Annotated in this window: 10 protein-coding genes and 1 tRNA gene; 1 reads left to right on the forward strand and 10 read right to left on the reverse strand. The window is 74.4% G+C overall.

What is annotated here, in order from left to right; translation table 11 throughout:
- Positions 1-11: 11 nt before the first annotated feature.
- The 3 genes from ACZ5WK_RS14730 to ACZ5WK_RS14740 all read right to left on the reverse strand — a co-directional run bounded on the left by ACZ5WK_RS14730 (position 12) and on the right by ACZ5WK_RS14740 (position 11,854).
- Positions 12-9,536, reverse strand: coding sequence for a non-ribosomal peptide synthetase/type I polyketide synthase (locus ACZ5WK_RS14730; RefSeq protein ID WP_465547708.1), 9,525 nt, complete (start codon positions 9,534-9,536; stop codon positions 12-14).
- A 258-nt stretch (positions 9,537-9,794) separates the two neighbouring features.
- The gene (locus ACZ5WK_RS14735; RefSeq protein WP_465547709.1) at positions 9,795-10,673 is read right to left on the reverse strand and encodes a sterol desaturase family protein; all 879 of its coding nucleotides are present in this window, start codon (positions 10,671-10,673) and stop codon (positions 9,795-9,797) included.
- 179 nt (positions 10,674-10,852) lie between these two features.
- Positions 10,853-11,854: an Lrp/AsnC family transcriptional regulator gene (locus ACZ5WK_RS14740; RefSeq protein WP_465547710.1), complete on the reverse strand. Its 1,002-nt coding sequence runs from the start codon at positions 11,852-11,854 to the stop codon at positions 10,853-10,855.
- A gap of 128 nt (positions 11,855-11,982) precedes the next feature.
- On the opposite strand from ACZ5WK_RS14740, the gene ACZ5WK_RS14745 reads away from it, so the two are divergent.
- On the forward strand, positions 11,983-13,494 hold the full coding sequence (locus ACZ5WK_RS14745; RefSeq protein WP_465547711.1) for an MFS transporter: 1,512 nt from the start codon (positions 11,983-11,985) through the stop codon (positions 13,492-13,494).
- A 93-nt stretch (positions 13,495-13,587) separates the two neighbouring features.
- Here ACZ5WK_RS14745 and ACZ5WK_RS14750 read toward each other — a convergent pair.
- The 7 genes from ACZ5WK_RS14750 to topA all read right to left on the reverse strand — a co-directional run bounded on the left by ACZ5WK_RS14750 (position 13,588) and on the right by topA (position 25,727).
- Positions 13,588-13,661: transfer RNA gene (locus ACZ5WK_RS14750), tRNA-Thr, on the reverse strand.
- A gap of 82 nt (positions 13,662-13,743) precedes the next feature.
- Positions 13,744-14,403, reverse strand: a complete 660-nt coding sequence (gene leuE, locus ACZ5WK_RS14755) for a leucine efflux protein LeuE (RefSeq protein ID WP_465547712.1) — start codon at positions 14,401-14,403, stop codon at positions 13,744-13,746.
- A gap of 111 nt (positions 14,404-14,514) precedes the next feature.
- Positions 14,515-16,149: an alpha/beta hydrolase gene (locus ACZ5WK_RS14760; RefSeq protein WP_465547713.1), complete on the reverse strand. Its 1,635-nt coding sequence runs from the start codon at positions 16,147-16,149 to the stop codon at positions 14,515-14,517.
- Positions 16,150-16,276: 127 nt separating this feature from the next.
- Entirely contained in the window at positions 16,277-17,434 is a 1,158-nt protein-coding gene (locus ACZ5WK_RS14765) for a hypothetical protein (RefSeq protein ID WP_465547714.1), read from the reverse strand.
- 328 nt (positions 17,435-17,762) lie between these two features.
- Positions 17,763-18,974: a DNA polymerase III subunit delta' gene (locus ACZ5WK_RS14770; RefSeq protein ID WP_465547715.1), complete on the reverse strand. Its 1,212-nt coding sequence runs from the start codon at positions 18,972-18,974 to the stop codon at positions 17,763-17,765.
- 262 nt (positions 18,975-19,236) lie between these two features.
- Positions 19,237-22,626, reverse strand: coding sequence for a dTMP kinase (gene tmk, locus ACZ5WK_RS14775; protein ID WP_465547716.1), 3,390 nt, complete (start codon positions 22,624-22,626; stop codon positions 19,237-19,239).
- Positions 22,627-22,859: 233 nt separating this feature from the next.
- Positions 22,860-25,727: a type I DNA topoisomerase gene (gene topA / locus ACZ5WK_RS14780; RefSeq protein ID WP_465547717.1), complete on the reverse strand. Its 2,868-nt coding sequence runs from the start codon at positions 25,725-25,727 to the stop codon at positions 22,860-22,862.
- Positions 25,728-26,229 lie beyond the last annotated feature (502 nt).

The raw sequence follows: 26,229 nt of genomic DNA on the forward strand, positions 1-26,229 counted from the left end.
CACGGGGGGCCTCAGGACGCATGGGCGGCACCTCCGGCGAGGATGTCCCTGGCCAGCCCGGCGTTGCGGGCGATGTACTCGTGGTCGAGCATCTCGGCGTGGGTGCCGAAGCCCCGGAACACCGCCGTCCCGGTCGCCGAGCTGCCGTGCCAGGCGCCGCGCTCCCCGGCCGCGTAGAGGGCCACCTTGGCGTCGTCGGAGATCACGCTGACCGGCGCGGTGATCACCCCGAGGTTGGGCGTCCGGCTGCAGAACTGCAGGTACTCCCGGGCCTGTTCGCGGGTCTCCTGGGCGACGATGTCCGAGCCGGTGTGCCGCTGGAGGTGCTCGGCGAGCTCGCGCTCGAAGGCCTGCACGTGCTCGTCGCCGAGGGTGAAGGACTCCAGGATCCGGTGCGAGTCCACGATCACCACATGGGGCACCGCCCGGCCGCGCCGCTCCAGCTCCTTGGCCACCTCGAAGGCGAGGTTCCCGCCGAGCGAGTAGCCGAGCAGGGCGCAGGGCCCGTCCGGCTGGATGGTCTCGATCAGGTCGGCGTACCGGTCGACCTTGTCGTCGCCCGCGACGTAGTTGAAGGCGACCATCCGGTACTCCGGCAGGTGCGCGGCGAACTGCCGGTAGACCAGGCCGTGGCCGCCGGCCGGCGGGAAGCAGAAGACGGTCTGATGCTGCTCCTGGTTGAACCAGAGGTACGGCTGGGCGCCCTCGATCCGGCCGGTGATGATGTGCTCCACCGTCCTGGCCATCCCGTGCAGGGTGGTGACCTTGAACAGCTGGCTGACCGGGATGCCGATGTTGAACTCGCTCTGCAGGCCGTGGATCAGCTCGATCAGCTTGATCGAGCTTCCGCCGCACTCGAAGAAGTCGTGCTGGAGGCCGGGCTCCTCGATCCCGAGCAGCGCCCGCCAGTGCTCCGCCATCCGGACTTCGTAGAGGGTGACCGGCGGTTCGGCGGCCTGCTCGGCGGCGACCGCCCGGGGGGCGGGCAGCGCGGAGACGTCCACCTTGCCGTTGGCGGTGAGCGGGAGCGCGGGCAGCTCGGTGAAGTGGGCGGGGATCATGAAGGTCGGCAGGTAGCCGGCCAGGTGGCGGCGGAGCTCGCGGCGGTCCAGCGTCCGGCCGGGGGCGGGCACGCAGTAGGCGCAGAGCACGTTCTCGCCGCTCCCGTCCGGCCGGACGGTGACCACCGCGCGGTCCACCTCGGGCCATTCGGCGAGCTGGGTCTCGATCTCGCCGAGCTCGATCCGGTGGCCGCGCACCTTGATCTGGGAGTCGGCCCGGCCGAGCAGGTGCACCCCGCCGGAGGCGTCCCAGCGGGCGAGGTCCCCGGTGCGGTAGAGCCGGACCGGTTCGGTGCCGTCCTCCCCGCCGACGGGCAGGGTGACGAAGCGCCGGGCGGTCTGCTCCTCGTCGCCGGCGTAGCCGAGCGCCACCCCGGAGCCGCCGATCCACAGCTCCCCCGGCACGCCGGGCGGGACGGGGCGGCCGTGCCGGTCCAGCAGGTAGAAGGCGCTGTTCGGGAACGGCCGGCCGATCGGGACCATCCGGCTGGGCTCCAGGCCGTCGGCCGGGCCCTCGAAGTACGCGCTGTCGATGGTGGCCTCGGTGAGGCCGTAGGAGTTGACCAGCCTCGTCCGCGGGCCGCAGAGCGCGTGCAGCCGCTGGTACTCCTCCACCTTCCAGACGTCCGAGCCGACGACCAGCAGCCGCATGAAGTCCAGCCGCAGGCCCGACCGTTCGCAGTGGGCGACCACCGTCCGCACCACCGCCGGGACGAACTCGCCGGCGTCCACCCGCTCGGTGCGCATCACCTCGTAGAGGCGGGCGGTGTTGAACAGCAGCTCGCGGCCGACCAGCACCAGCGTGCCCCCCGAGCACAGCGCGCGGACGAGGTCCCCGGTGAAGACGTCGAAGGAGGTGCTGGCCATCTGGAGGTGGACCCTGGCCTCGCTCTCCAGCCGGTACTCGGTGCGCCAGGCCTGGTAGGCCGAGGCGAGGTTGCGGTGGGAGACCTGCACCGCCTTCGGGCGGCCGGTGGAGCCGGAGGTGTAGATGACGTACGCGGGGGCGTCGAGGTCGGCCGGCGCGTCCTCGAACTCCTCGAACTCCTCGTCCGTCTGGTCGAGTTCGGAAGGGCTCACGACCCGCACCGGCAGCCCGGCGAGCCGCTCCGGGTCGCCGATCAGCAGCCCGGCGCCGGCGTGCCCGACCATGTAGGCGAGCCGGTCGGCCGGGTGGCCCGGGTCGAGCGGCAGGTAGGCGGCGCCGGTGCGGAGGACGGCCAGCAGGGCGGTGATCAGCTCCGGCGACTTCTCCAGGCAGAGCGCCACCACCGCGCCCGGCCCGGCCCCTAGCGCCCGCAGCCGGGCGGCCGCCCGCCGGGAGCGCTCGGCCAGCTCGCCGTGGCTCAGCCGGGCGGTCGGCCCGGACTCCGCCGGGGCGGCGACGGCGGGCGCCGTCGGATCGGCCGCGGCGGCCCGCAGGATCAGCTCGTGCACCGGCTCCTCGTGCGCCACCCGCCGGTCGGCCCCGCTCCACTGCCGGAGGACCAGGGCGCGCTCCTCCCGGCCGAGCGGCTCCAGCCCGGTGGCCGGGCGGTCGGGGCCGGCCACCGTCAGCGCCTCCAGCAGGTTGACGTAGTGCCCGGCGAGGCGGGCCGTCGTCTCCGGCAGGAAGAGGTCGGTGTTGTACTTGAGGACGCAGTGGAAGCGGCGCTCCGCCTCGTCCTCGTAGGCGGACAGGGTGAGGTCGAACTGCCCCTCCTCCTCGGGGAGTTCGATGTACTCCAGGTGGTAGCCGTACTTCTCGGTGGCCACCTTGTGGTGGAGCAGGATGAACATCGCCTGGAAGACCGCCGAGCGGCTCGGGTCGTGCTGGAGTCCGAGCTTCTCCACCAGCAGCACGAACGGGTACTCCTGGTTGTCCAGCCCGCCCAGCACCGTGGTGCGGACCTGCGCCAGCAGCTCGGCCACCGTGGGCGCGCCGGCCAGTGAGACGTGCAGCGGCAGCGGGTTGACGAAGTAGCCGTAGACGCCGGCGAACTCCTCGTCGGTGCGGCCGGTCACCGGGCTGCCGACGATGATGTCGTCCTGGCCCGAGTAGGCGTGCAGCAGCAGGTAGTAGGCGCTGAGCAGCACCATGAAGACGGTGACGTTGTGCTCGCGGGCGAGCGCGTGCACCCGGGCGCTCAGCTCCTCGTCCAGGACGAAGAACTCGGAGGCGCCGTTGTGCGTCTGCACCGCCGGGCGCGGCTTGTCGGTGGGCAGGCCGAGCACCGGCACCTCGGCGGGCAGGTGCGAGCGCCAGTAGTCGAGCATCCGCGGCGCCTCGCGGCCGGCCAGGAACTCGTTCTGCCGGTTGAGGAAGTCCAGGTAGCGGGCGCCGACCGGGGGCAGCCCGGGCGCCCGGCCCTGCCGCAGCCCCTCGTAGACGGCGAGCAGCTCCTCGATGAAGGTGAAGGTGGAGATCGCGTCCGAGATGATGTGGTGGACGGCCTTCATGATCACCCACCGGGCCGGGCCGCGCCGGAACAGCCGGAACCGCACCAGCGGATCCCGCTCCAGGTCGTACGGCTTGCGGTACTCCCGGACGATCAGGTCGTGGACCTCGGGCCAGGCCAGGCCCTCGACGTCGACGACACCGAAGTCCGGCTCGGCCACGGCGCGGACGTGCTGGACGGCCCGGCCGCCGTCCAGCACGAAGTTGGCCCGCAGGCTGGGGTGGCGCTCGACCATCGCCCGGAAGGCGGCCGCCATCAGCTCGGGCTCCAGCTCCACCCGGACCTCGACCGCGCCGCCGATGTTGTAGGCGAAGCCGTCCGGGTTGAGCTGCTTGAGGAACCAGAGCGCCTTCTGGTTCTGCGTCAGCGGGTGGCTCGACTCGTCCTCGTACCGGACGATCCCGGCCCCGGCCGCGCTCGTGCCGTCCTCCTCGATCAGCTCGGCGAGGCCCGTGTGCAGCCGGTCGACCAGCTCGGCCACCGGCGCGTCGGAGAGCAGCGCCACCACCGGGAGGGCGGTGCCGAGTTCGGTGTTGAGCCGGGCCCGCAGCTCCATCGCGAGGAGCGAGTCCAGGCCGAGGCCGCTCAGGCCGGTGGTCGGCCCGATCTGCTCGGCGGGAACCCGCAGCACCGCGGCGGCCAGCACGGTGAACCGCGCGGTGAGCAGCGCCCGGCGCTCCTCCTCCCCGGCCGCCCGCAGCGCGTCCAGCAGGCTGCTCTGCCGCGGCACCGGGACGCTCTCCCGGGCGGCGGCGGCCAGGTCGGCGACCAGCGGCGGCGGGGCCGGGTACCAGGAGAGGAAGACCGGCCAGTCGACCACGGTGGCGACCAGAAGCTGCGCGCGGTCCTGGCCGAGCACCCGCTCCAGCACGGCCATCCCGGCCTCGGGCGCGAGCGAGCTCATGCCGCGGCTGTTGCGGTAGTGGTCGATCAGGCCGAGCTCCTCGATCATGCCGGTGGCCCACGGGCCCCAGTCGATGCTGAGCGCGGGCAGGCCGAGCGCCCGGCGGTGGTGCGCCAGCGCGTCCAGGAAGGCGTTGCCCGCGGCGTAGTTGGTCTGGCCGGCGGTGGTCAGCAGCGAGGCGATCGAGGCGAACAGCACGAAGTGGTCGAGCGGCTCGTCGGCGAGCCGGCGGTGCAGGGCGAAGGCGCCCAGCACCTTGGGGCCGTGGACGGCGTCGAACACCTCGCGGTCCAGCTCCGGCACCAGGGTGTCGCGGACCTGCCCGGCCAGGTGGAAGACGCCCCGGATCGGCGGCGAGTCCAGCGCCCGGTACTCGGCCAGCCAGGCGGCCAGCGCCGCTTCGTCGGTGACGTCCAGCGGCACCGGGACGGGCAGGGCGCCGAGCGCCTCCAGCTCGCGCAGGAAGGCGGCGTTGCGGCCGGCCGGGCTCTCCGGGTCGAGACCGCGCCACTGCTCGCGCGGCGGCAGCGGGCTGCGGCCGACCAGGATCAGCCGGCGGGCGCCGCGGCGTACCAGCGTGCGGCAGAGCAGCCGGCCGAGCGCGCCGAACGCGCCCGTCACCAGGTAGGCGCCGTCCGGGCGCAGGCTCGGCGGCAGCGGTCCGGTCAGGCCCTCGGCGGGGCGCAGCCGGCTGGTCAGCCGGCGGCCGGCCCGCAGCGCGATCTCGTCCTCGTCGGCGAGCCCGAACTCGCGCAGCAGCGCGGCCGCCTCCTCGGCGGGCGGGCCGGCCGGGCCGAGGTCGACGAGCTTGCCTGGGTGGCCGGGCAGCTCCTGGTGGCGCAGCACCCGGCCGATGCCCCAGGCGGGGGCGCCGAGCGGCTCGACCGGCTCGCCGGGGGCGGTGGCCTGGGCGGTGCGGGTGACGATGTGCAGCCGGGCCTCGGGGAGTTCGGCGGGCAGCAGGGTGGCCAGCGCGATCAGGCTGTACGCGCCGGTGCCGGTGTGGCCGGCCACGGCGGCGTGGTCGGCGCCGGCCAGCGCGGGCCGGTCGAGGTTCCAGAGGTGCACGACGGCGGCCGGGTCGGGGGCTCCCCCGGCCCGGCGGTCGGCCAGCAGCCGGCGGAGGTCCGCGGCGGAGCCGGGCTCGACGGTGGCCGCCCGCCCGTCGGCGGCGGGGCAGTAGCCGGGGCCGGGGCGGACCAGCGTGCAGCTGCCGCCGCGGGCGGTGATCCGGGCGGCCAGCTCCTCGGCCACGCCCTGGGTGTCGGCGAACAGCAGCCAGTGGTCGGGATGTTCGGCCAGCAGGTCGGGGGTGCCAGGCTCGTCCGGCAGCTCCGTCCAGACGGGCTCGGCGAGCCAGCCGTCGATGGTGGCGAGGCCGACGGCGGTGGCGGCCTTCTCCACGTCGGCGGCCCGGAAGCCGGTGATCCCGCCGAGCGGCACGCCGTCCTCGTCGTAGACGGCGATGTCGCCGACCAGTTCGTCCCCGCCGTCGCGGGTGACGGTGGCGTGCACCCAGAGCGGGCGCTCGCCGACGGCGTCCAGCCGGACTTCGTCGATCGCCAGCGGCAGCTTGATGCCGGTGCCGGCCGGGCCGTCCACCAGCAGCTGGGGCGTCAGCAGGGTCTGGAAGAAGGCGTCCATCAGCACCGGGTGCACCTGGTGGCCGGCGCCCTGCCCGGCGATCGCCGCCGTCGGCCGGACGGCGGCCAGCGCCTCGCCGGGGCCGATCCAGACCTCGTGGATGCCCTGGAAGGCCGGGCCGTAGTGGTAGCCCAGCCCGGCCAGGGCGGTGTAGCAGTCGGGACCGGCCAGGTGCCGGGCGGCGCGGCCGCGGACGGCGTCGGCGTCCAGCCGGTGGCCGGGGCGGCGACGCTGCCCGGGGCGGACGGTACCGGCGGCGTGGACGGTGCGCTCCTGCCCGTCGCCGCGGCCGGTGGTGCTGATGGTGAAGGTGCCGTTCTCGGCGGAGAGGGTCAGCCGGACGGCGCGGCTCTCGTCGTCGGGCAGGAAGAGCGCCTTGCGCAGCTCGATGCCGGCCAGCGCGGCGTCGGTGCCGCCGGTCAGCGCGCGGACCGCCTGGACGGCCATCTCCAGGTAGCCGGCGGCGGGGAAGAGCACCTGGCCCTGGATCCGGTGGTCCCCCAGGTACGGCAGCGCCTCGGCGTCCGGCCGGGCCTCCCAGGCCGGTTCGGCGCCGTCGAGGCGGCGTCCCAGCAGCGGGTGGTCCAGCCGGCCCTGCCGGACCTGCTCGACCGGCCGGGGCTCCACCCAGTGCCGCTCCCGCTTGAAGGGGTAGCGCGGCAGCGGGACGGGCCGCCCGGCGGGCTGGAGCACCGACCAGTCGACCTCGACGCCGAGGTTGTGCAGGGCGGCCAGCGAGGCGGTGAAGGCGGCCTGCTCGTCCTCCTGGCGGCGGATCGAGGCCAGGGTGCGGACCTCGGGGCGGTCGGCGTCGCCGGGGCGGGCCGCCACCGTCTCCTGGATCGAGCGGCCGAGCACCGGGTGCGGCCCGATCTCCAGGAAGAGGCTGAACCCGTCGTCGGCGAGCCGCTCCACCGCCTGCTGGAAGCGGACGCTGTCGCGCACGTTGCGCCACCAGTAGGCGGCGTCCAGCTCGGTGCCGTACGCGGTGCCCTCCTGGCCGGTCAGGTAGAGCGGCACCCGGGCGGGGCGGGCCTTGAGGTCGGCCAGCGACTCCAGCAGCTCGTCCTTGATCAGCTCCATCCGGGCGCTGTGGTACGGCACCTCGACGGTCAGCGGGCGGGCGAAGACCTGCTCGGCGGTGAGTGCGGCGGCCAGCTCCTCCAGCACCGTCTCGTCCCCCGCGAGGGTGAGCGAGCCCGGACTGTTGACCGCGGCCACCGAGACCGCGTCGCCGTACGGGCGGAGCCGGCGGAGCGCCTCGGCCTCGGAGAGCGCGACGGCCAGCATGCCGCCGGTGCCGGCCAGCTTCTGCTGGAGCCGGCTGCGGTGCACCACCACCTTGACCGCGTCGGCCAGGTCGTAGACGCCGGCCTCGTGGAAGGCGGCGACCTCGCCGGTGGAGTGGCCGACGATCGCGTCCGGGCGGACGCCGCGGCTGCGCCAGAGCGCGGCCAGGCCGACCTGGACGGCGAAATTGGCGGGCTGGGCGAGCCAGGTCTCGGACATCCGGGAGTGCGCCTCGTCGGCGGCCAGCTCCTCGGTCAGGGACCAGCCGGTCAGCTCGGCGAGGTGCTCGGCGCAGGCCTCGACGGCCTCCCGGTAGACCGGCTCGGTCGTGAACAGCTGCCGGCCCATCGCCCACCACTGCGGGCCCATGCCGGTGAAGACCCAGGCCAGCCTGCGGTGCCGGGCCTCACGGCGCCGGCCGGTCAGCACCCGCGGGTGCGGCTCGCCGCGCAGGTAGGCGGTGAGCGCCTCGTCCAGCGACTCCCGCGAGTCGTACACCACGGAGAGCCGGGCATCGAGGTGCTGGCGGCGGTGGGCCAGGGTGTGGCCGAGGTCGGCCGGCCGGGCCGGGGTGCCGCCGCGGACGCCGGCCAGCTCGCCCTGGATGCCGGCGGCCAGCTCCGGCAGCGCCGCCGCGTCCCGGGCTGTGAGCGGCAGGACGGTGTACCCGCCCGGCCGCCGCCCCGCCAGGGCGTTCTCCGGCTCGGCGGCGTTCTCCGGGGCGGCCTCGGGGGCGGCGGCCTCGGGGGCGGCTTCCAGCAGGACGTGGGCGTTGGTCCCGCCGAAGCCGAAGGAGTTGACGCCGGCCCGGGCCGGGCCCTCGTGCGCGGGCCAGGGGGTCGGCTCGGTCGGGATCCGGTACGGCAGCGTGGCCGGGTCGATCGCCGGGTTCAGCCGTTCCAGGTTGATGTGCGGCGGGATCAGCCGGTGCTTCAGCGCCAGCGCGGACTTGATCAGCCCGGCCAGACCGGAGGCGGACTCGGTGTGCCCGATGTTGGTCTTGACCGAGCCGACGTAGCAGGCGTCGCCGGGCCGGCGGCCGATGGCCAGCGCCCGGGCCAGCGCGTTCGCCTCGATCGGGTCGCCGACCGGGGTGGAGGTGCCGTGCGCCTCGACGTACTGCAGGCTGCCGGGCGTGATCCCGGCCTCGGCGCAGACCCGCTCGATCAACGTGACCTGGGCGTCCGGGTTGGGCACGGTGATGCCGTTGGTGCGGCCGTCCTGGTTGACCCCGCTGCCGATGATGACGGCATGGATCGGGTCGCCGTCGCGCCGGGCGTCGGAGAGCCGTTTGAGCGCGACCACGGCGACGCCCTCGGCCCGCACGTAGCCGTCCGCCGAGGCGTCGAAGGTGCGCGAGCGGCCCTCCGGGGAGAGGAAGCCGCCCTTGGTCTCGGCGATCGTGTACTGCGGCGCGATGTGCAGGAGGGTGCCACCGGCCAGCGCGAGGTCGGTCTCGCCGCGCAACAGGCTCTGGGCGGCGAGGTGGACGGCGACCAGGGAGGAACTGCAGGCGGTGTCGAGCGAGACGCTGGGGCCGCGGAAGTCGAAGCAGTGCGAGATCCGGTTCGACACCATCGTCATCATCGTGCCGGTGGCCGTGTGCGCGGCCAGGGTCTCGAACGAGAGGTCCGAGAACTGCACGATCTTGTAGTCCAGCGTGAACGCGCCGACGTAGACGCCGACTTCACGCCCCGCCAGCTCGGCCGGCTTCTGCCCGCCGTCCTCCAGCGCCTCCCAGGCCACCTCCAGCAGCTTCCGCTGCTGCGGGTCCATGTGGTCGGCCTCGCGGCCGCTGATCCCGAAGAACGCCGGGTCGAACTCGTCGAAGCCGTCGATGTAGCCGCCCCGGCCGCCCACCAGCCGGCCCGGCTTGGCCTTGTCCCGGCTGCCCAGGGTGGCCACGTCGTACCGGCTGCGCGGGGTCGGGGTGAGGCAGTCCTTGCCGTCGACCAGGTTCTGCCAGAACGACCGGTGGTCGTTGGCGCTGCCCGGCAGCCGGCAGCCGATGCCGATGATCGCGATCCGCTCCGGGCCGTCGGCATCGGCGGCGTGGGCCGCGGTGGCGGCGGTGGCGGTGGCGGTGGCGGCAGGGGCGGTGGCGGTGGCGGCAGGGGCGGAGGGGGCCAGGGAGTCGGCTGGGGAGTCGGTTGGGGAATCAGAGGGAGCGGGGACGGCGGCGAGGCGTGAATCCGTCATGGTCGAGTCCTTGTGTCGCTGCGTTCGCGCGCACGGCACGGGCGTGGGAGGCCGCGCGGGCATGGGGAAGGCGGCCGTGGCCGGCTCCGGGCAGGGCGGAGCCGGGCCGGCCTGAGAGACGGGCGGGCCGGTAGGGAGGGACAGGAGGGACGGCCGATGGAGGCAGGCCGATAGGGACAGGCCGGTAGGGGACAGGCCGGAGCTCGGGGAGGGCGCGGACAGGTGGACTTCGGCGTGGGCCGCCGGGACAGCGGGCGGTCAGGCCGGGGAGTCGTCGGCCCGGACCGGCCGCACCGGCCGACGCCAGGCGCGGAGATGACTGGCGATCACCTCGTCCGTCCGGGGGAACTCGGACGGACGATGCAGACCCACCGCGGCCGGCCGGCGGCCCGGTTGCCAGGTGAAGCTGCCGAAGGCGTGGTCCCAGACGGAGAGGTCGGAGCCGTAGTGCCCGGCCTCCGCCACGTCGACGCTGTGGTGCAGCCGGTGCTGCTCCGGACCCGCGAAGACGTGGTTGAGAACACCGAGCCGGACATCGACATTGGCGTGCACGAAATAGCCCTGGGCGACCACGAACAGGCCCACCACGAACACCGACTCCGCCGAGAAACCCGCCAGCGCGAGCGAGATCTGGACGGTGCCCTGCGTGACCAGCACGTCGACGATGTGGTTGACCCCGTTGTTGGCGACGTTGACCTTCTCGGGCACGTGGTGCACCCCGTGCAGCCGCCAGAGCCACGGATTGCTGTGGCTCCAACGGTGCATCAGGTAGTTGGCCAGCGAGCCGAGCAGCAGCGCCGCCGGGATCTCCGCCCAGAGCGGCAGCGTCGGGTGGGGCGGCGCCAGCCACCCGACCGCGGCCGTCACCGGCAGCTGTGCCAGCGCCCCGCCGATCATCGTCAGAACGAAGTAGACGCCGTACCAGCCCCATTCGCCGAGGCTCGGCTGCCATGCGGGTTCGTACGGAATCAACCGTTCCAGAGCCGTCAGACAGCCGATGGTGCCGAGCAGGAAGACCTGGCTCGTGCGCCCGAGATCCCACCGCCAGCGCAGGGCCGCGACCGATATCGACACCACGGTGACCAGCAGGGTCGGATAGGCGACATGACGCAGCACGGCGCGCAGCTTCCAAGTCACAGCTACCCCTTCGCGGCCCAGCACCGATCGCTCACCGAAAGCAATCGTTCCGATACTAACGGTGCCCGGACGGTCATGCGAGGGATTTTAGAGAAGAATCACAAGCGTCAAAATTTGTCGGATAATAAGTAGACAAACTATCGGCCAGGGTGGCGCAGAATCCGAGCAAATACCTTTGATCATCGGATGAGCAGCCCAGCCCGTTTGACGCTCCGGATCACCGGCGCCGTCTCCAGCGCGCCGACCCCGTCCAAGCCCCCCAGCCGGTCCGTCAGATAGCCGTAGAACGCCTCGATGTCCCGGCAGACCAGGCCCGCCACCAGATTGGTCGGCCCGGTGGTCGCGGCGGCGAAGCCCACCTCGGGGTGGTCCGCCACCGCCTGGGCCACGGCCGTCAGGCGGCCGGGAGCCACCGTCAGCCAGCAGAACGCCTCGATCTCGAAACCGAGCCGCCGGGGCTCCACGTCCACGTCGAAATAGAGCAGTCCCGACCGGGTCAGCGCGGCCAGCCGGCGCCGAACCGTCGCCTCCGACCCCCCGGTCCGGGCCGCCAGTTCGGCGAGCGGCGTCCGCCCGTCCTCCGCCAGCGCCGCCAGCAGACCTCGGTCCAGCTCGTCCGGCACCACCGGCGCGCCCGGAGCCTCCGAGGCCTCCGCGCCCTCCCCGTCCGCGGCCCGCGAGGCGCACCGCAGCCGGGCCACCTGTGCGGAGGTCAGCGCCGAGGTGCGCCCGCTCCACGCCGCCGTCCCGCCGACGAAGGTCCGCAACAGGTAGTGCGCGCTGACCGAGAGCACCCGGGGTGTCCGCGGCAGCTTTCCCAGCAGCAGCTCCTCACGGTCCGGCCGGGCCGGGGAGCGGGTGTTGCAGACGATCTCGCCGCCGCCCGAGAGCAGGCTCACCCAGGACGTCTCCGGCCGGCGGGCCAGCGCCTCCGCGATCGCCGCCGCCGCGTCCGGTACGCAGCGGACCCGGGTCAGCCAGTCGACCTCGCCGAGCATCCGGGCCCTGGTCCTCCCCACCACCCGCAGGACGCCGTCGGCGCGCAGCCGGTGGTAACGACGGGCCACGGTCTGGTCGGACACCCCGAGGACCTCGGCGATCCGCCGGTACGGCGCCCGGCCGTCCACGTGCAGGGCGTGCAGCAGCGCGCGGTCCAGATCGTCCAGCATCACGATTTCCACCAGTAGGACTGTAGTGAGTGTCGAAATCCGTCGGATCATCACCGCTGTCCGGCGCAGCATCCCACCCCGGGCCCAGAGTGGCGGAGCCCCGGCCTCCCTGGCCGGGCAACGGAACGAGGAGTACGGGGATGCGGAAGTGGTGGCCGCTGGTCGCGGTCAGCCTGGGGGTCTTCATGCTGCTGACCGACGTCAGCATCGTGATCGTGGCGCTGCCCGACATGGGCACCGCACTGGGCATGGACTTCGCCGGCCTGCAGTGGGTGCTGGACGGCTACGCACTCGCGCTGGCCGCCCTGATGCTCGGCCTCGGCGCGCTGGCCGACCGGCACGGGCGCCGCCGGGTCTACACCACCGGGCTGGTCGTCTTCGCGCTGGCCTCGCTGGCCTGCGGACTGGCCCCGAACGGCCCGGTGCTGGTCGCCGCCCGGGTGGTCCAGGCGGCCGGCGGCGCGGCGATGTTCGCCACCGCGATGGCCCTGCTCAACCTCGCCTACCGGGGCCGCGACCGCGCCGTCGCGTTCGGGGTCTGGGGCGCCGTCAGCGGTGCGGCGGCCGCCATCGGGCCGATCGCCGGCGGGGTGCTGACGGAGTACCTGGGCTGGCGGTCGATCTTCCTGGTCAACCTGCCGATCAGCGTCGCCGCCGTCGCACTCACCCTGCGCACCCTGCCGGAGTCCCGCGACCCCGCCGCCCGCCGGACCGACCTGCCCGGCGCCGCCGCCTTCACCGTCGCGGCCGGTGCGCTCGTCCTGGTGCTGGTCCGGGGCGGCGCCGACGGCTGGACGTCGACGCCGGTCCTCGCCCTCGCCGCACTCGCCGTCGTCGCCCTCGCCGCGTTCCTGCTGATCGAGGCACGCAGCCCGCACCCGCTGCTGGACCTCGCGCTGTTCCGCCGCCCGACCTTCACCGGCGTGATGCTCTGCGGCCTGGTCTACTCCGCCGCCGCGTTCTCCTACCTCCCCTACACCTCGCTCTGGCTGCAGGCGGTGCTCGGCCAGGGCCCGCTGGCCGCCGGGCTCACCATGCTGCCGATGAGCGCCGTCACCTTCGTCGTCTCCGCCGTGGCCGGCCGCCGGCTGGCCACCCTGCCGGCCGCGGTCCCGCTCGGCGGCGGCCTCGCCGTGATCGGCGCCGGCGCCCTCCTCCAGTGCACCCTGGACGGCTCCTCAGGGTGGACGGCCCTGCTGCCCGGCCTCGCCCTGACCGGCCTCGGCGTGGGCGCGGTCAGCCCCGTCCTGGCCGCAAGCGCAATGTCCGCCGTCCCGCCCGAGCGCGGTGGCATGGCCGGCGGCGCCCTCAACACCTTCCGCCAGCTGGGCCAGGCCCTCGGCATCGCGGTCTTCGGCCTGATCCTGGACGACGGGCTGCGCACCACACTGGCCGGCCGCCCCGGAGTCCCCGACCCGGCCGCCGCCGCCCGCGTCCTGAGCACCGGCCAGACCCCGGCCGGCACCCCGGAGTCCCTGATCCGGACGGCCTTCGCCACCGCGCTGGACCACACCATGCTCGTCGCGGCCCTCACCGCACTGGCAGGCGCGGCCGTGGTCGCCGCCCTGCTGCGGCCCACCGCGAACCGCCCGGCCACCCCTCCCCCACCGCCCGAGCCGGAACCGGCCCCCAGGCACCACCAGGCGGCCTGAAACCCCCACCCACGCGGCGGCCCGAACCGCCCCCGGCGCACACCGTGAACGCCAAAGGCCCGGTCGGTGAACCGACCGGGCCTTCAACTCCTGAGCCGCCTATGGGATTCGAACCCATGACCTACGCATTACGAGTGCGTTGCTCTGGCCAACTGAGCTAAGGCGGCGCCGCTGCAACGCGCGGTCGCAACGCGGGCCAGTCTACACAGGTTCGCGGGTGATCCGTAACGGGTTGCCGGGGCGGGGGGATCAGGCGGAGGAGACGGCGAGTTTGGCGGCGAAGCCGGCGAAGAGGACGGCGACGCCGCTGGTGAGACCGGCGGAGAGGCGCTTGCGGCGGCGGAAGGCGGTGGCGAGGGTGGTGCCCGCGAAGATCAGCATGGAGAGGTAGAGCAGGCTGAAGGTCTGCAGGATTCCGCCGAGGAGGGCGAAGGAGAGCGCGGGCTGCCCGTAGGAGGGGTCCACGAACTGGGTGAAGAACGAGAGGAGGAACAGGATGGCCTTGGGGTTCAGCAGGCTGATCACCAGGGCTCGGCGGAACGGGCGCTCGGCGGGCTCCGCGGCGGGTGCGGCGGCGTCGGGGGCCGCGGTGGCGGCGGCCCGGCGTTCGCGCCAGAGCTGGCGGGCGGCGCGGAGCATGCCGATACCGATCCAGAGCAGGTAGGCGGCGCCGCCGAACTTCACCACGGCGAAGACCGCCGGGTTGGCCTCCAGCAGCGAGGCGGCGCCCAGCGAGGTGAGGCTGATCAGGGTGAGGTCGCCGACGAACACGCCGGCCGCGGCGGTGTAGCCGGTCCGGACGCCCTTGCGGGCGGCGACGGACAGCACGTACAGGGAGTTGGGGCCGGGGAGGAGGATGATGACGAGGGCGCCGAGGATGTACGTCGCCAGGTCGTTGACTCCGAGCACGGTGCGCTCCGGTGAGGGGTGACAGGGGTGGCGGGGCGCTCATCGTAACGTCGTACCGGCCGACAGTTGAAGCGGAAATTACCGCCCTCTCCCCCACCCCGGCACCGCGCCCTACGAACCGCAGCGCTTCCCCTGCTCCGGTGCCTCCCCGCCCAGCAGGTACCGGTTGACCGCGCCGTCCACGCAGGCGTCGTGCCGGCCGTACGCGGTGTGCCCGTCGCCCTCGTAGGTCAGCAGCCGGCCGGACTCCAGCTGCCCGGCCAGCGACTGCGCCCACGCGTACGGGGTGGCCGGGTCGCGGGTGGTGCCGACGACGACGATCGGCGCGGCTCCGGCGGCGCGGATGGTGTGTGCCGCTCCCGTGGCCTTCACCGGCCAGTACGTGCAGGGCAACGCCATCCAGGCCATGTCGCGGCCGAACTGCGGCGAGGTCTGCTCGAACTGCGGCACCGCCTGCTGGACTCCGGCGGGCCCGGTGAACGGCGCGGGCAGGTCCAGGCAGTTCACCGCCATGTTGGCGAACATCAGATTGGGGTACGAGCCGCCCGAGCCGCGTTCGTAGTACGAGTCCGACAGCTTGAGCAGGCCGGTGCCGTCGCCGCTCCTGGCGTCGGCGAGCGCGGTGCGCAGCCGGGGCCACAGGAAGTCGGCGTACATGGCCTGGATCACACCGGTCGTGGCCTGGGCCTCGGTCAGCCGGCGGCCGTCGGTGGTCGGCAGCGGCTGGGCGTCGATCGTCCTGAACAGGGCGGTGAGCTGCTCGCCGGCCTGCTGCTCGGTCCGGCCGAGCGGGCAGTCGTCGTGCTGGGCGCAGTCCTTGGCGAAGGCCGCCCAGGCGGTCTCGAAGCCGCCGGCCTGGGTGCGGTTGCCGGTGAGCGCGTCCAGTGACGGGTCCATCGCGCCGTCCAGCACGATCCGGCCGGTGCGGCTCGGGAAGAGCCCGGCGTAGGTGGCGCCGAGGAAGGTCCCGTACGACTTGCCGACGTAGTTGAGCTTCTCGTCGCCGAGCAGCGCGCGCAGCACGTCCATGTCGCGGGCGGTCTCGACGGTGCTCAGGTGGCCGAGCCGGTCGCCGGCCCGCTGCCGGCAGCCTTCGGCGAACTCCTTGTCGGCGGCGACCAGGGCGTCGATCTCGGCCTGGTCGTCGGGGGTGATGTCGGCGGCGGTGTACGCGTCCATCCGGTCGCCGCCGAGGCAGGTCACCGGGGAGCTGCGGCCGACGCCGCGCGGGTCGACGCCGACGAGGTCGTACCGGGCGCGCACCCCGCTGTCGTACGTCCTGGCGACGGCCTCCACGTAGTCGACCGCGGAGCCGCCGGGGCCGCCGGGGTTGAGGAGCAGCGAGCCGAGCCGGCCGGCAGAGCCCGTACCGGAGCCGGCCGGGACGGCGGGGGCACGGACGGCCGACAGGGTGAGGTCCCCGCCCGCCGGGTGGCCGTAGTCCAGCGGCACCGTGAAGGTGGTGCACTCGAAGCCTTCGTCGCACGGCTGCCAGGCGAGCCGCTGCCCGTAGTACGGCGCCAGCGCTGCGGGGACGGCCGCCGGCAGCGGCTCCAGCGGTGTGACCCCGGGGCGGGAGGCCGGCCCCGCGCCGGGGGACGAGGGGGACGAGGGCGAGCCGGGCGCGACGGTGTCCGAGGAGGAGACGTGCGGCGTGGACGAGCTGGAGCTGCACCCGCCGATCAGCAACCCGGCGGCCACCACCGCGGCCACCGCCGTCCCGCGCCGCTCCCGTTCTGGCCTCATCCGCTCCCGCTCCGCCCTCATCTGTTCCCCTCGGCCCTCGGGTACGGGGCCGCGGCCGCTGCCGACGCCCGGGTACGGCGAAGCGTAGTGCCCGCCGGTGCACCGCGCAGGGCGGCTCGGCCGCAGCTCAGGACGCCTTGGCCAGCGTCTCGGCCAGGTACTGCGCCGCCTGCCGGACCAGCCGCAGCCGTTCCCGGTCCGCCGTGTAGTCCTGCACATTGTCGGAGATCCGCACGTCGGCGCGGGCCGCCGCGCCGGTGCCGCCGCGCAGTGCGGCCTGCAGCTTGCGGGCCGCGTCCAGGCCGGCGCTGTCGGCCTTGGCCGCGGCCAGCAGCAGCTTGGGGGCGGCGTTGGCGGGGGCCTCGGCACCGGTCTGGGCCAGTGCGGTGTTGTCGTACCGGCCGGAGACCGCGGCCGCCGCGCCGTACAGGTCGGGGCGGGCCAGGGCGGCGGCGGCGGCGCAGGGTGCGCCGCCCTCGACGCCGAGCGCGCCCCAGGAGGCCGGGCCGGGCGGCAGGGTGCGGAAGGTGGCGGCGATGGTGGTGCGCAGCGCCGCGTCGTCGGCGACGGCCTGCGGGGCGGCGGCGACCAGCTCGCAGGGGTGCGCCGTGCCGTTCGGCGCCTCCGGGGCAACCAGGATGAACGGGCGGGCCTTGCCGGTCTGGACGGCGGAGCCGAGGCCCTCGAAGACGTCGGGGACTTCGACGTCGGCGGTCGTGCGCGGGGTGGCGGCGTGCATCACGACCACCGGGAAGCGCGCGTTCGGGTCCTTGGCGTACTCGGCCGGCAGCCAGACCCGGACGTTGCGCGGGTGGCCGTCCGGGCCGAGCACGGCGGACTGCAGCAGCTCGCCGCCGGCGGGGTGGCCGACGCTGTCGAAACGGCTGGCCACCGGCGCGGGGGCGGGGGTGGTGGCACCGGCCGGGGTGGCGGAGGCGGTCACCGGTGCGGCCTCGGGGGTCGGCGGAGCCGCCGGCCGCGCACCTTCGGCGCCGCTGCCCACCGCGGCGTCGGAGTCGGCACCGAACTCCGCGGAGCCGGAGCGCGGGTCCTGGGACCCGAGGCCGCCGAACGTCCCCAGGGCCGTCAGCAGCGTCAGCGCCGTGACGCAGACCCCGCACACCATCGCGCCGGCCGCGCGCAGCAGCATCGGCCGCTGGTCACCGGTGAGCTCGTAGGTCTCGGCGGCCCGCAGGTCGCGCCAGCGCAGCAGGGCGCCGCGCGCGAGCCAGACACCGCCCCCGGCGGCGGCCAGCAGGGGAACGACGAGGAGCGAACGGACCATGGGACGCACCGCCTCGGGAGGAGGGCCGGACGACCGGTGGGGCCCGGCGCCGGACGGGACGCGACGGCCCCGGCGTCGGGGCGCAGTCGGCCCCAGCGTGCAAGACGACCCGGCGGTCACACGTGGGTGTGCCCGGCGCGTACGGCCCGTTCACTCGAAGGTGGGACACGCCACTAGCGCGGGAAGCCCTACCCCGGAGCCCCGTGAGTCCCCGAGCCCCCGGACCCCGTGAGCCCCCGGAGCCCCGTGAAGTCCCGTTGAGCGCCGTGCAGCCCGTACAGCCCGTACAGCCCGTGGAGCCGCGCAGCCCGCCGCGAGGCGTCGCGCGCTAACCCGCCCGCAGCGCGACCGTCATCGCCTCTACCGCGAGCAGCGGGTCGACGTTGCGGTCCAACGCCTGCCGGCAGGCGAGCACCGCCTCGATCCGGCGCAGCGTGCCCTCCGGTGGACCGGCCTGGGCGACCCGGTCCAGCGCCGACCGCTGGTCCTCGTTGGACAGCGCGCCCGTCGAGCCGAGCTGCAGGGCGAGCACGTCCCGGTAGAAGCTCAGCAGGTCGAGCAGGGCGACGCCGAGTGTCTCCCGGCGGGTGCGGGTGGCACGGCTCTTCTGCCGCTTCTCCAGCTCCTTGACGGCCCCGGCCATGCCGCGCGGCGCCTTGCTTCCCTCGGCCGCGCCGTACGCGGCCTTGAGATCGTCGGTCTCCTTGGCGTCCTGGGTCTCGGCGAGCGCCTCGGCGTCGGCCTTGGCGGTGTCGACCAGCCGCTGGGCGGCGGAAAGGCAGCCGCCGATGTCGGCGACCTCCAGCGGGATCCGCAGCACCTCGGCCCGGCGGGTCCGGACCTCGTCGTCGACGGCCAGCCGGCGGGAGCGCTCGATGTCCCCCTGGCCGGCGAGCGCGGCCAGCCGGGCCGTCCCCGGGTCGACGCCGTCACGGCTCACCAGCATGTCGGCGACGGCCTCGGCGGCGGGCTGGCGCAGCACCAGCAGGCGGCAGCGCGAGCGGATGGTCGGCAGGACGTCCTGGACGGAGGGCGCGCAGAGCAGCCAGACGGTGCGCGGCGAGGGCTCCTCCACGCCCTTGAGCAGGGCGTTGGCGGCGGCCTCGGTGAGCCGGTGGGCGGCGTCGACCAGGATCACCGACCAGCGGCCGCCGGTCGGGTAGCTGGAGGCGCGCAGCACCAGGTCACGCATGTCGCCGACGCCGATCGACAGGCCGTCGGTGCGCACGTACTTCACGTCCGCATGACTGCCCGCCAGCACGGTGTGGCAGCCGTCGCAGAACCCGCAGCCGGGCGTGCCGCCGAGCGCGAGGTCCGGGCTGGTGCACTGGAGGGCGGCGGCGAAGGCGCGGGCGGCGGTGGTCTGGCCGGCCCCGGGCGGCCCGGTGAACAGCCAGGCGTGCGTCATCAGCGAGGCGTTGCCGCCCGGCTCCGGCGCGGCCCCGCGGCCGGCGGCGACCGTCGCCCCGGCCGCCCGGGCGGCGGCGGTCAGCTGCTCGACCACCCGCTCCTGGCCCACCAGGTCGTCCCAGACGGCCACTGCTGCTCCCAAGCTCGGTACGGACTGCCTCGTGCGGACCGCCCCGGTGCTCATGCCCGGCCCGGTCTCCGCTCCCCGCGGTCGAGCATACGTGCCCGGTACGACGGCGGGCGGTGCCGCCGGAGCAACGCCCCGGCCGCACCGCCCGCCGTCTCTCCCGGAGCCCGTCCCGAGCCGTCCCCCCGGGCCGTCCTGAGCCGTCCGTCCCGGGCTTCCGAGGTGTCCGTCCCGGACCGTCCTGACTCTTCCGTCCCCGGCCGGGTCAGCCCCGGCGCCGCCAGCGTCGGCCCTTGCCCTTGCCGCCCTGGTCGTCCGGACCGCTCTGGCCGGCCTGGCCGCCGCCGTCCACGCCGCCGTGACCGGCCGCGTCGCCGCCGTAGGCGAGGCGCGGGTCCTGCGGGCCCTGCTCGGCCGGGCCGGTGTGATCCCAACGGGCCCACTCGTCACGCGAGCCGAGCAGGGTGTCGGTCAGGCTCGGCAGGTCGTCCATCGGGGTCTCCTCGGCCCAGGACGGCCGCGGACGCGGTTCGGGGGTCTGCTGCGTCTCCTCGACCACCGGCAGCTCCCGGGTGGTGTCGACCGGCCGTTCCGACGCGGCCTGCCCGGCGCGGTCGTCCCGGTCGTCCCGCCACAGGCCCGGCGGCACCCGGTCGGCCGGCCCGGCCGGCTCGACCCGCGGCAGTACCTCGGTCCGGTCCGCCGCGGGCACCCGGGGCAGCACGGCCGTCTCGTCCGCCGGAGCGGCGGGAACGACCGGCAGCTTCGCCGTCGCGTCGGCCTCGCTCTTACCGGCAGCGGCCGCACCGCCCGCCTCCGCCGCCCGGACCGCCGCCCGGCGGTCCCGCTCGGAGATCTCCTGGGTGGCGTCGTCCGGGTCCTTCACCATCCGCAGCTCGGTGGTCACCGCATCGCCCGGCATCGGACGGTCAGCCCGGTCGGCCCGGTCGGCCGCGCTCTCGGCCGCCGCAGCCGCCGCGGCGAGCGCCGCGGCCTGAGCCAGCCGGGCCTCCTCGGCACGCTGCAGCGCCTCCTCGGCACGCCGCCGCTGCTCCTCGCGCGCCAGCTCCCGCTGCCGCTGGAGCTCCGCCTGGGCGGCCGCCTCGTCGGCGAGCCGCTTGCGCTCGGCCGCCTCTGCGGCGAGCCGGGCCTCCTCGGCGGCGCGCTGCCTGGCCTCCTCCTCGGCACGCCGGCGGGCTTCCTCCTCCGCCTTGCGGCGGGCCTCCTCGGCAGCCTTGCGCGCCGCCTCGGCGGCGATGCGCTCGGCCTCCTCCTTGGCGAGTCGCTCCTTCTCCGCCTGCTCGGCCCGGAGCTGCTCCAGCAGCTCCTGCCGCTTGCGCTCGGCGGCCTCCGCCTCGGCCTTCTTCTGCGCCTCCTCGGCCGCACGACGCTCCGCCGCCTCGCGGGCGAGCCGCTCCTGCTCGGCGCGGGCGGCCTTCTCCTGGTCGGAGAGCGGCAGCTCGCGGTCGAGCCGGTGACGGATCGCCGTGGTCACGAAGCCGGGCTGCTGGCTGCCGTCGACGACCAGGTAGCGCGCGGGGTCGGCGGCTGCCAGGGCGAGGAAGCCGGACCGGACCCGCTGGTGGAACTCGGTCGGCTCGGACTCCAGCCGGTCCAGCGCCTCCGTGAAGCGCTCCCGGGCCCTGGTGGGGTCGACGTCCAGGACGACGGTCAGGTCGGGCACCAGCCCGCCGGTCGCCCAGCGCGAGATCCGGGCCACCTCGGTGGCAGCGAGATCACGGCCGGCGCCCTGGTAGGCGATCGAGGAGTCCATGTACCGGTCGGTGATCACCACCGCGCCGCGGGCCAGCGCCGGGCGGATGACGTTCTCGACGTGCTCGGCGCGGTCGGCGGCGTAGATCAGCGCCTCGGCGCGGTGCGACAGGCCGGTGTTGCCGACGTCCAGGACGAGCCCGCGCAGCCGCTGGCCGACCGGGCTGCCGCCGGGCTCGCGGGTGAGCACCACCTCGTGGCCCTTTCCCCGGATCCACTCGGCGAGCGCCTGGGCCTGGGTGGACTTGCCGGCGCCGTCGCCGCCCTCCAGGGCGATGAAGAAGCCGGTGCCGGTGGTGCGGTGCGGGGCCGGCCCGGCCGCGCCGCGGACGGCGTCCACCAGGTCACGGGCGAACGGGGCGGTGCCCCGCCGGTCGTCGGTCCTGAGCAGCACCACGGCGGCGAGCACCAGGGTCAGCAGGCCGGCCGTGGCGACCGCGAGGGCCGCGCCGCCGTGGATGAAGGTGAACGAGCCGGGCTCGACGGTCCCGTACTGGACGTCCCCGTAGGCGGCGGCGATCAGCGGGACGACCACCAGCGCGGCGCCCACGACGACCCGCAGCACCGCGTACAGGTGCTCGTCGACCTTCGGGAGCCGGGCCTCCTCGACCTCCTGGGCGAGCAGGGTGCGGCCGGCCGAGATCACGATGCCGGCGGCCAGGCCGGCCAGCACGGTCAGCAGCAGGACGAGGACGAAGTCCAGCACCAGGCCGGCCAGGATCAGCGCGACGCCCTCGGCCAGCAGGGCGAGCGCGAGCAGCCGGCGACGGGAGAGCGAGGGCAGGGTGACGCGGGTGAGCCGGGCGCCGAGCGCGGGCGCGCCGGCCGCGGCGAGGACCAGCAGGCCGTAGCCGATCGGCCCGGCCCGGTGCTCGGCAGCGGTCAGCAGCGCGAGCGCGGCGACCCCGGCCATCGAGGCGTAGGCCGCGGCGACCGCGAAGGTGAAGTACGGGGCGGAGCCGGTGCGGCCCTTGCTCAGCGCGGGCCCGGGGGTTGCATCGGTCGGGGCGCGCAGGCCCTGCAGCGGGGAGTGCGGGGCGGCGGAGACCGGACCGCCGGGCAGCTCGTGCTGGTAGATCCGGACGGCCGAGACCGCGAACAGCACGGCCGCACCGAGCGCGGCGAACGTGGTCTGGTGGGCGCGCAGCCAGTCCGAGCCGGCCGCCGCGAAGATGTTGTTGAGCAGCGTGAGGGCGACGAGCGCGGCCGCCGCGAGCGGCACGGTGGCCCAGCCGGTGCGCCGGTCCAGCGTCCGGACGGTGTCCAGGTTGGCGGCGGACGGGCGCTGCTCGGCGGCGGGCGCGAAGGGGTTGGCCGGCGGCAGCAGCGCCGGGGCGGCGGCGGCCTTGGCGATGGCCCAGACCCGCTCGGCGGCACCGGTCACGAAGACGGTGCCGAGCAGCAGGTAGGTCGCGGTGCCGGAGGGCTTGGCGCCGGAGCCCAGCCAGACGATCCACCACGGCGCGACGCCGATCAGCACGGCCCGCAGCAGATCGGCGCCGAGCATCGTCCAGCGCCGGTCGAGCTTCCCGTTGAGCAGCCCGTGCACCGGGCCGAGCAGGGCGGCACCGACCAGGACGGTGGCGGCCAGCCGGACGGCCATGACGGCGGCGACCGCGAAGGCGAGGCTGCGCGGCAGGTCACCGAACTGCCCGCCGAGCGCGGCGGCGATCACGGTGAGCGCGAGCAGCACCAACAGGCCGAGCCGGTCGGCGGTGCCGCCGATCAGCTGGGTGGTCCAGAGCCGGCGGTAGGGGCGCAGCCGCAGCAGCGCGCGGGCCCGCTCGCCGGGGGTGCCGGCGGGCGCGACCTCGGGCAGCTCGGGCGTGCCGGCTCTGGCGGCCGCGGCGGCGCTGGGGGTGGGCTGCTCCTCGCTCGTCATACGGTCAGCGTAGCGGTCGGCGGTTGCCGCAAAAGGGTGAGCGGCCTTCCGGATCGTTGTCATTGCAGGGTTGTGACGCACCCCGCACAGCTCGTTGACCGCTCCTTCGAAGACGGCGGCCCTCCACCGAGAGGTCAGCGGGCCCCTCCACCGACACCGCCGGCCCCTCCTTCGACGGCCGCGGGCCCGCGCCTCCGGAGGGGAGACGCGGGCCCGGTGCCGCCGGCGAGAGGTCAGCCCTCGTCGGTGGCGGCGGTCTTGCTCGCGGCCGTCTTCTTCGCCGCCGTCTTCTTGGCGGTCGCCGTCTTGGCCGTGGTCGTCTTCTTGGCGGCGGTCTTGGCCGTGGCGGTCTTCTTCGCCGCGGTCTTGGTCGCCGTCTTCTTGGCCGCGGTGGCCTTCTTCGCCGGGGCCTTTTTCGCCGTCTTCTTCACCGGCCCGCGCGCCCGCTTCTCGGCGAGGAGCTCGTAGCCGCGCTCGGGCGTGATCGTCTCGACCTCGTCGTCCTTACGGAGCGTGGCGTTGGTCTCGCCGTCGGTGACGTACGGTCCGAACCGGCCGTCCTTCACCACCACCGGGCGCTCGCTGACCGGGTCGGTGCCCAGCTCCTTGAGCGGCGGCGCGGCGGCGGCCCGGCCGCGCTGCTTCGGCTGCGCGTAGATGGCCAGGGCCTCCTCCAGGGTGACCGTGAACATCTGCTCCTCGCTGGTGAGCGAGCGCGAGTCGGTGCCCTTCTTGAGGTACGGGCCGTAGCGGCCGTTCTGCGCGGTGATCTCCACGCCCTCCGGGTCCGTCCCGACCACGCGCGGCAGCGACAGCAGCTTCAGCGCGTCGTCCAGGGTGACGGTGTCCAGCGCCATCGACTTCAGCAACGACGCGGTTCGCGGCTTGACGGCGTTCTTGCCGGTCTTCGGCGTGCCCTCGGGCAGGATCTCGGTGACGTACGGGCCGTACCGGCCGTCCTTGGCGACCAGCAGGTTGCCGCTGACCGGGTCCTGGCCGAGCTCGAAGTCACCGCTGGGCTTGGCCAGCAGCTCCTCGGCCAGCTCGACGGTGAGCTCGTCCGGCGGCAGCTCGTCGGGGATGTCGGCGCGCTGGCCGGGCTCGCCCTCGACGGCGGAGGCGCGCTCGACGTACGGGCCGTACCGGCCGACCCGCAGGGTGATGTCGTCGCTGATCCGGAACGAGCTGATCTCCCGGGCGTCGATCGCGCCGAGGTCGGTGACCAGCTCCTTCAGGCCGCCCAGGTGGTCGCCGTCGCCGTTGCCGGCCTCGGCGGCACCGCCGGCCGCGTGGCCCTCGCCCTCACCGAAGTAGAAGCGCTTCAGCCACGGCACGGACTTCGCCTCGCCGGCCGCGATCCTGTCGAGGTCGTCCTCCATCTTCGCGGTGAAGTCGTAGTCGACCAGCCGGCCGAAGTGCTTCTCCAGCAGGTTGACCACGGCGAACGAGAGGAACGACGGCACCAGCGCCGTCCCCTTCTTGAAGACGTAGCGGCGGCCGATGATGGTGTCGATGATCGAGGCGTACGTGGAGGGGCGGCCGATCTCCCGGTCCTCCAGCTCCTTGACCAGCGAGGCCTCGGTGTAGCGGGCCGGCGGCTTGGTGGCGTGGCCCTCGGGGGTGAGCTGGTCGGCGGCCAGCGGGTCGCCCTCGGCGACCTGCGGCAGCCGGCGCTCACGGTCGTCCAGCTCGGCGTTCGGGTCGTCGGCGCCCTCGACGTAGGCCTTGAGGAAGCCGTGGAAGGTGATGATCTTGCCGGAGGCCGAGAACTCGGCGTCCCGGCCGTCAGCCGCGCGGCCGCCGACCTTGACGGTGACCGACTGACCGACGGCGTCCTTCATCTGGGAGGCGACGGTACGCATCCAGATCAGCTCGTACAGCCGGAAGTCGTCGCCGCTCAGGCCGGTCTCGGCGGGGGTGCGGAAGCGGTCGCCGGACGGGCGGACGGCCTCGTGCGCCTCCTGCGCGTTCTTGACCTTGCTGGCGTAGGTGCGCGGCGCGTCCGGCAGGTAGTCGGCCCCGTAGAGCTGGGTGACCTGCGCGCGGGCGGCGGCGATCGCGGTGTCCGAGAGCGTCGTCGAGTCGGTACGCATATAGGTGATGAAGCCGTTCTCGTACAGCTTCTGGGCCACCTGCATGGTCCGCTTGGCGCCGAAGCCCAGCTTGCGGCTGGCCTCCTGCTGGAGCGTGGTGGTGCGGAACGGCGCGTACGGCGAGCGGCGGTAGGGCTTGGACTCGACGCTGCGGACGCTGAACGCGGTCTGCTCCAGGGCGGCGGCCAGCGCGCGGGCGGCCTGCTCGTCCAAGTGCAGGGTGTTGGTGCTGCCGGCCTTCAGGCGGCCGTCCGAACCGAAGTCGCGGCCGCTGGCGATCCGCTTGCCGTCCACGGCGGACAGTCGCGCGCCGAAGGTCTCCGGGTTTGCGGCGTCGGCCGGGGTGCGGCCGGTGCCGAAGGTGCCGACCAGGTCCCAGTACGAGGCGCTGCGGAACGCCATCCGCTCGCGCTCGCGCTCGACCACCAGCCGGGTCGCGACGGACTGCACACGGCCCGCCGACAGCTTCGGCATGACCTTCTTCCAGAGCACCGGCGAGACCTCGAAGCCGTAGAGGCGGTCGAGGATGCGGCGGGTCTCCTGGGCGTCGACCAGGCGCTGGTTCAGCTCGCGCGGGTTGGCCACGGCCTCCTGGATCGCCGACTTGGTGATCTCGTGGAACACCATCCGGTGCACCGGCACCTTGGGCTTGAGCACCTGCTGGAGGTGCCACGCGATGGCCTCGCCCTCGCGGTCCTCATCGGTGGCGAGGAAGAGCTCGTCGGACTCCGCGAGGAGCGACTTCAACTTGCTGACCTGGGACTTCTTGTCGGCGTTGACCACGTAGATGGGGGCGAAGTCGTGGTCGACGTCCACGCCGAGGCGGCGCACCTCGCCGGTGTACTTGTCCGGGACCTCGGCCGCCGTGCTGGGCAGGTCGCGGATGTGCCCGACGCTCGCCTCGACGATGTAGCCGGGGCCAAGGTAGCCCTTGATCGTCTTCGCCTTGGCCGGCGACTCGACAATGACGAGTCGCTGTCCGTGCGCGGTCTCGCTGCTCGGGGACACCTTCGCTCTTCTCTCCCGGTCGTTATGTGAGCTGGTCGGCGCTGGCAGCACGGGCTGCGCTCCGCCCGACCCCTCCACCGTCCCGGGGCTGCCGCTGAACGACGACCCCACCAGCGGAGTGTGACCGTACCCCGGCCACCCTTGTCAAACGGACGGATCCTGCTTTTTCACCGGCAAGGCCGACCGACGCCACTCGAACGGTAACCCGATGATGGAGGATCGCGCCCCGTGGAGGGGGGCTTCGGCGGGTTTCGAAGGATGGAATGACGGATTTCAAAATCTGTCAACGGAAAATCGACGCCCGGCGACGGGGCTGGTGACAGGGGGCACCGGGGTGGTCCGGGGGTGCTCCGGGGGTGCTCCGGGGGTGGTCCGGGGGCAGCGCCGATCCGGCCTCGGGTCGGATCCGGCCCGGCCCGGCCCGGCAGCGGGCCGGGTGGCCGGACCAGGTTCGGGTGGCCGGATTCGGGCGCTGTGGCCGGTTCGGGACACCGGCCTCCAC

This window comes from Kitasatospora sp. NPDC032757, from assembly GCF_055579305.1.

Bases quoted from the DNA above. Each gene is read 5' to 3' on its own strand.
- ACZ5WK_RS14730 (WP_465547708.1), bottom strand. From the start codon at position 9,536: ATGACGGATTCACGCCTCGCCGCCGTCCCCGCTCCCTCTGATTCCCCA.
- ACZ5WK_RS14765 (WP_465547714.1), bottom strand. From the start codon at position 17,434: ATGGTCCGTTCGCTCCTCGTCGTTCCCCTGCTGGCCGCCGCCGGGGGC.
- ACZ5WK_RS14760 (WP_465547713.1), bottom strand. From the start codon at position 16,149: ATGAGGCCAGAACGGGAGCGGCGCGGGACGGCGGTGGCCGCGGTGGTG.
- ACZ5WK_RS14745 (WP_465547711.1), top strand. From the start codon at position 11,983: ATGCGGAAGTGGTGGCCGCTGGTCGCGGTCAGCCTGGGGGTCTTCATG.
- tmk (WP_465547716.1), bottom strand. From the start codon at position 22,626: ATGACGAGCGAGGAGCAGCCCACCCCCAGCGCCGCCGCGGCCGCCAGA.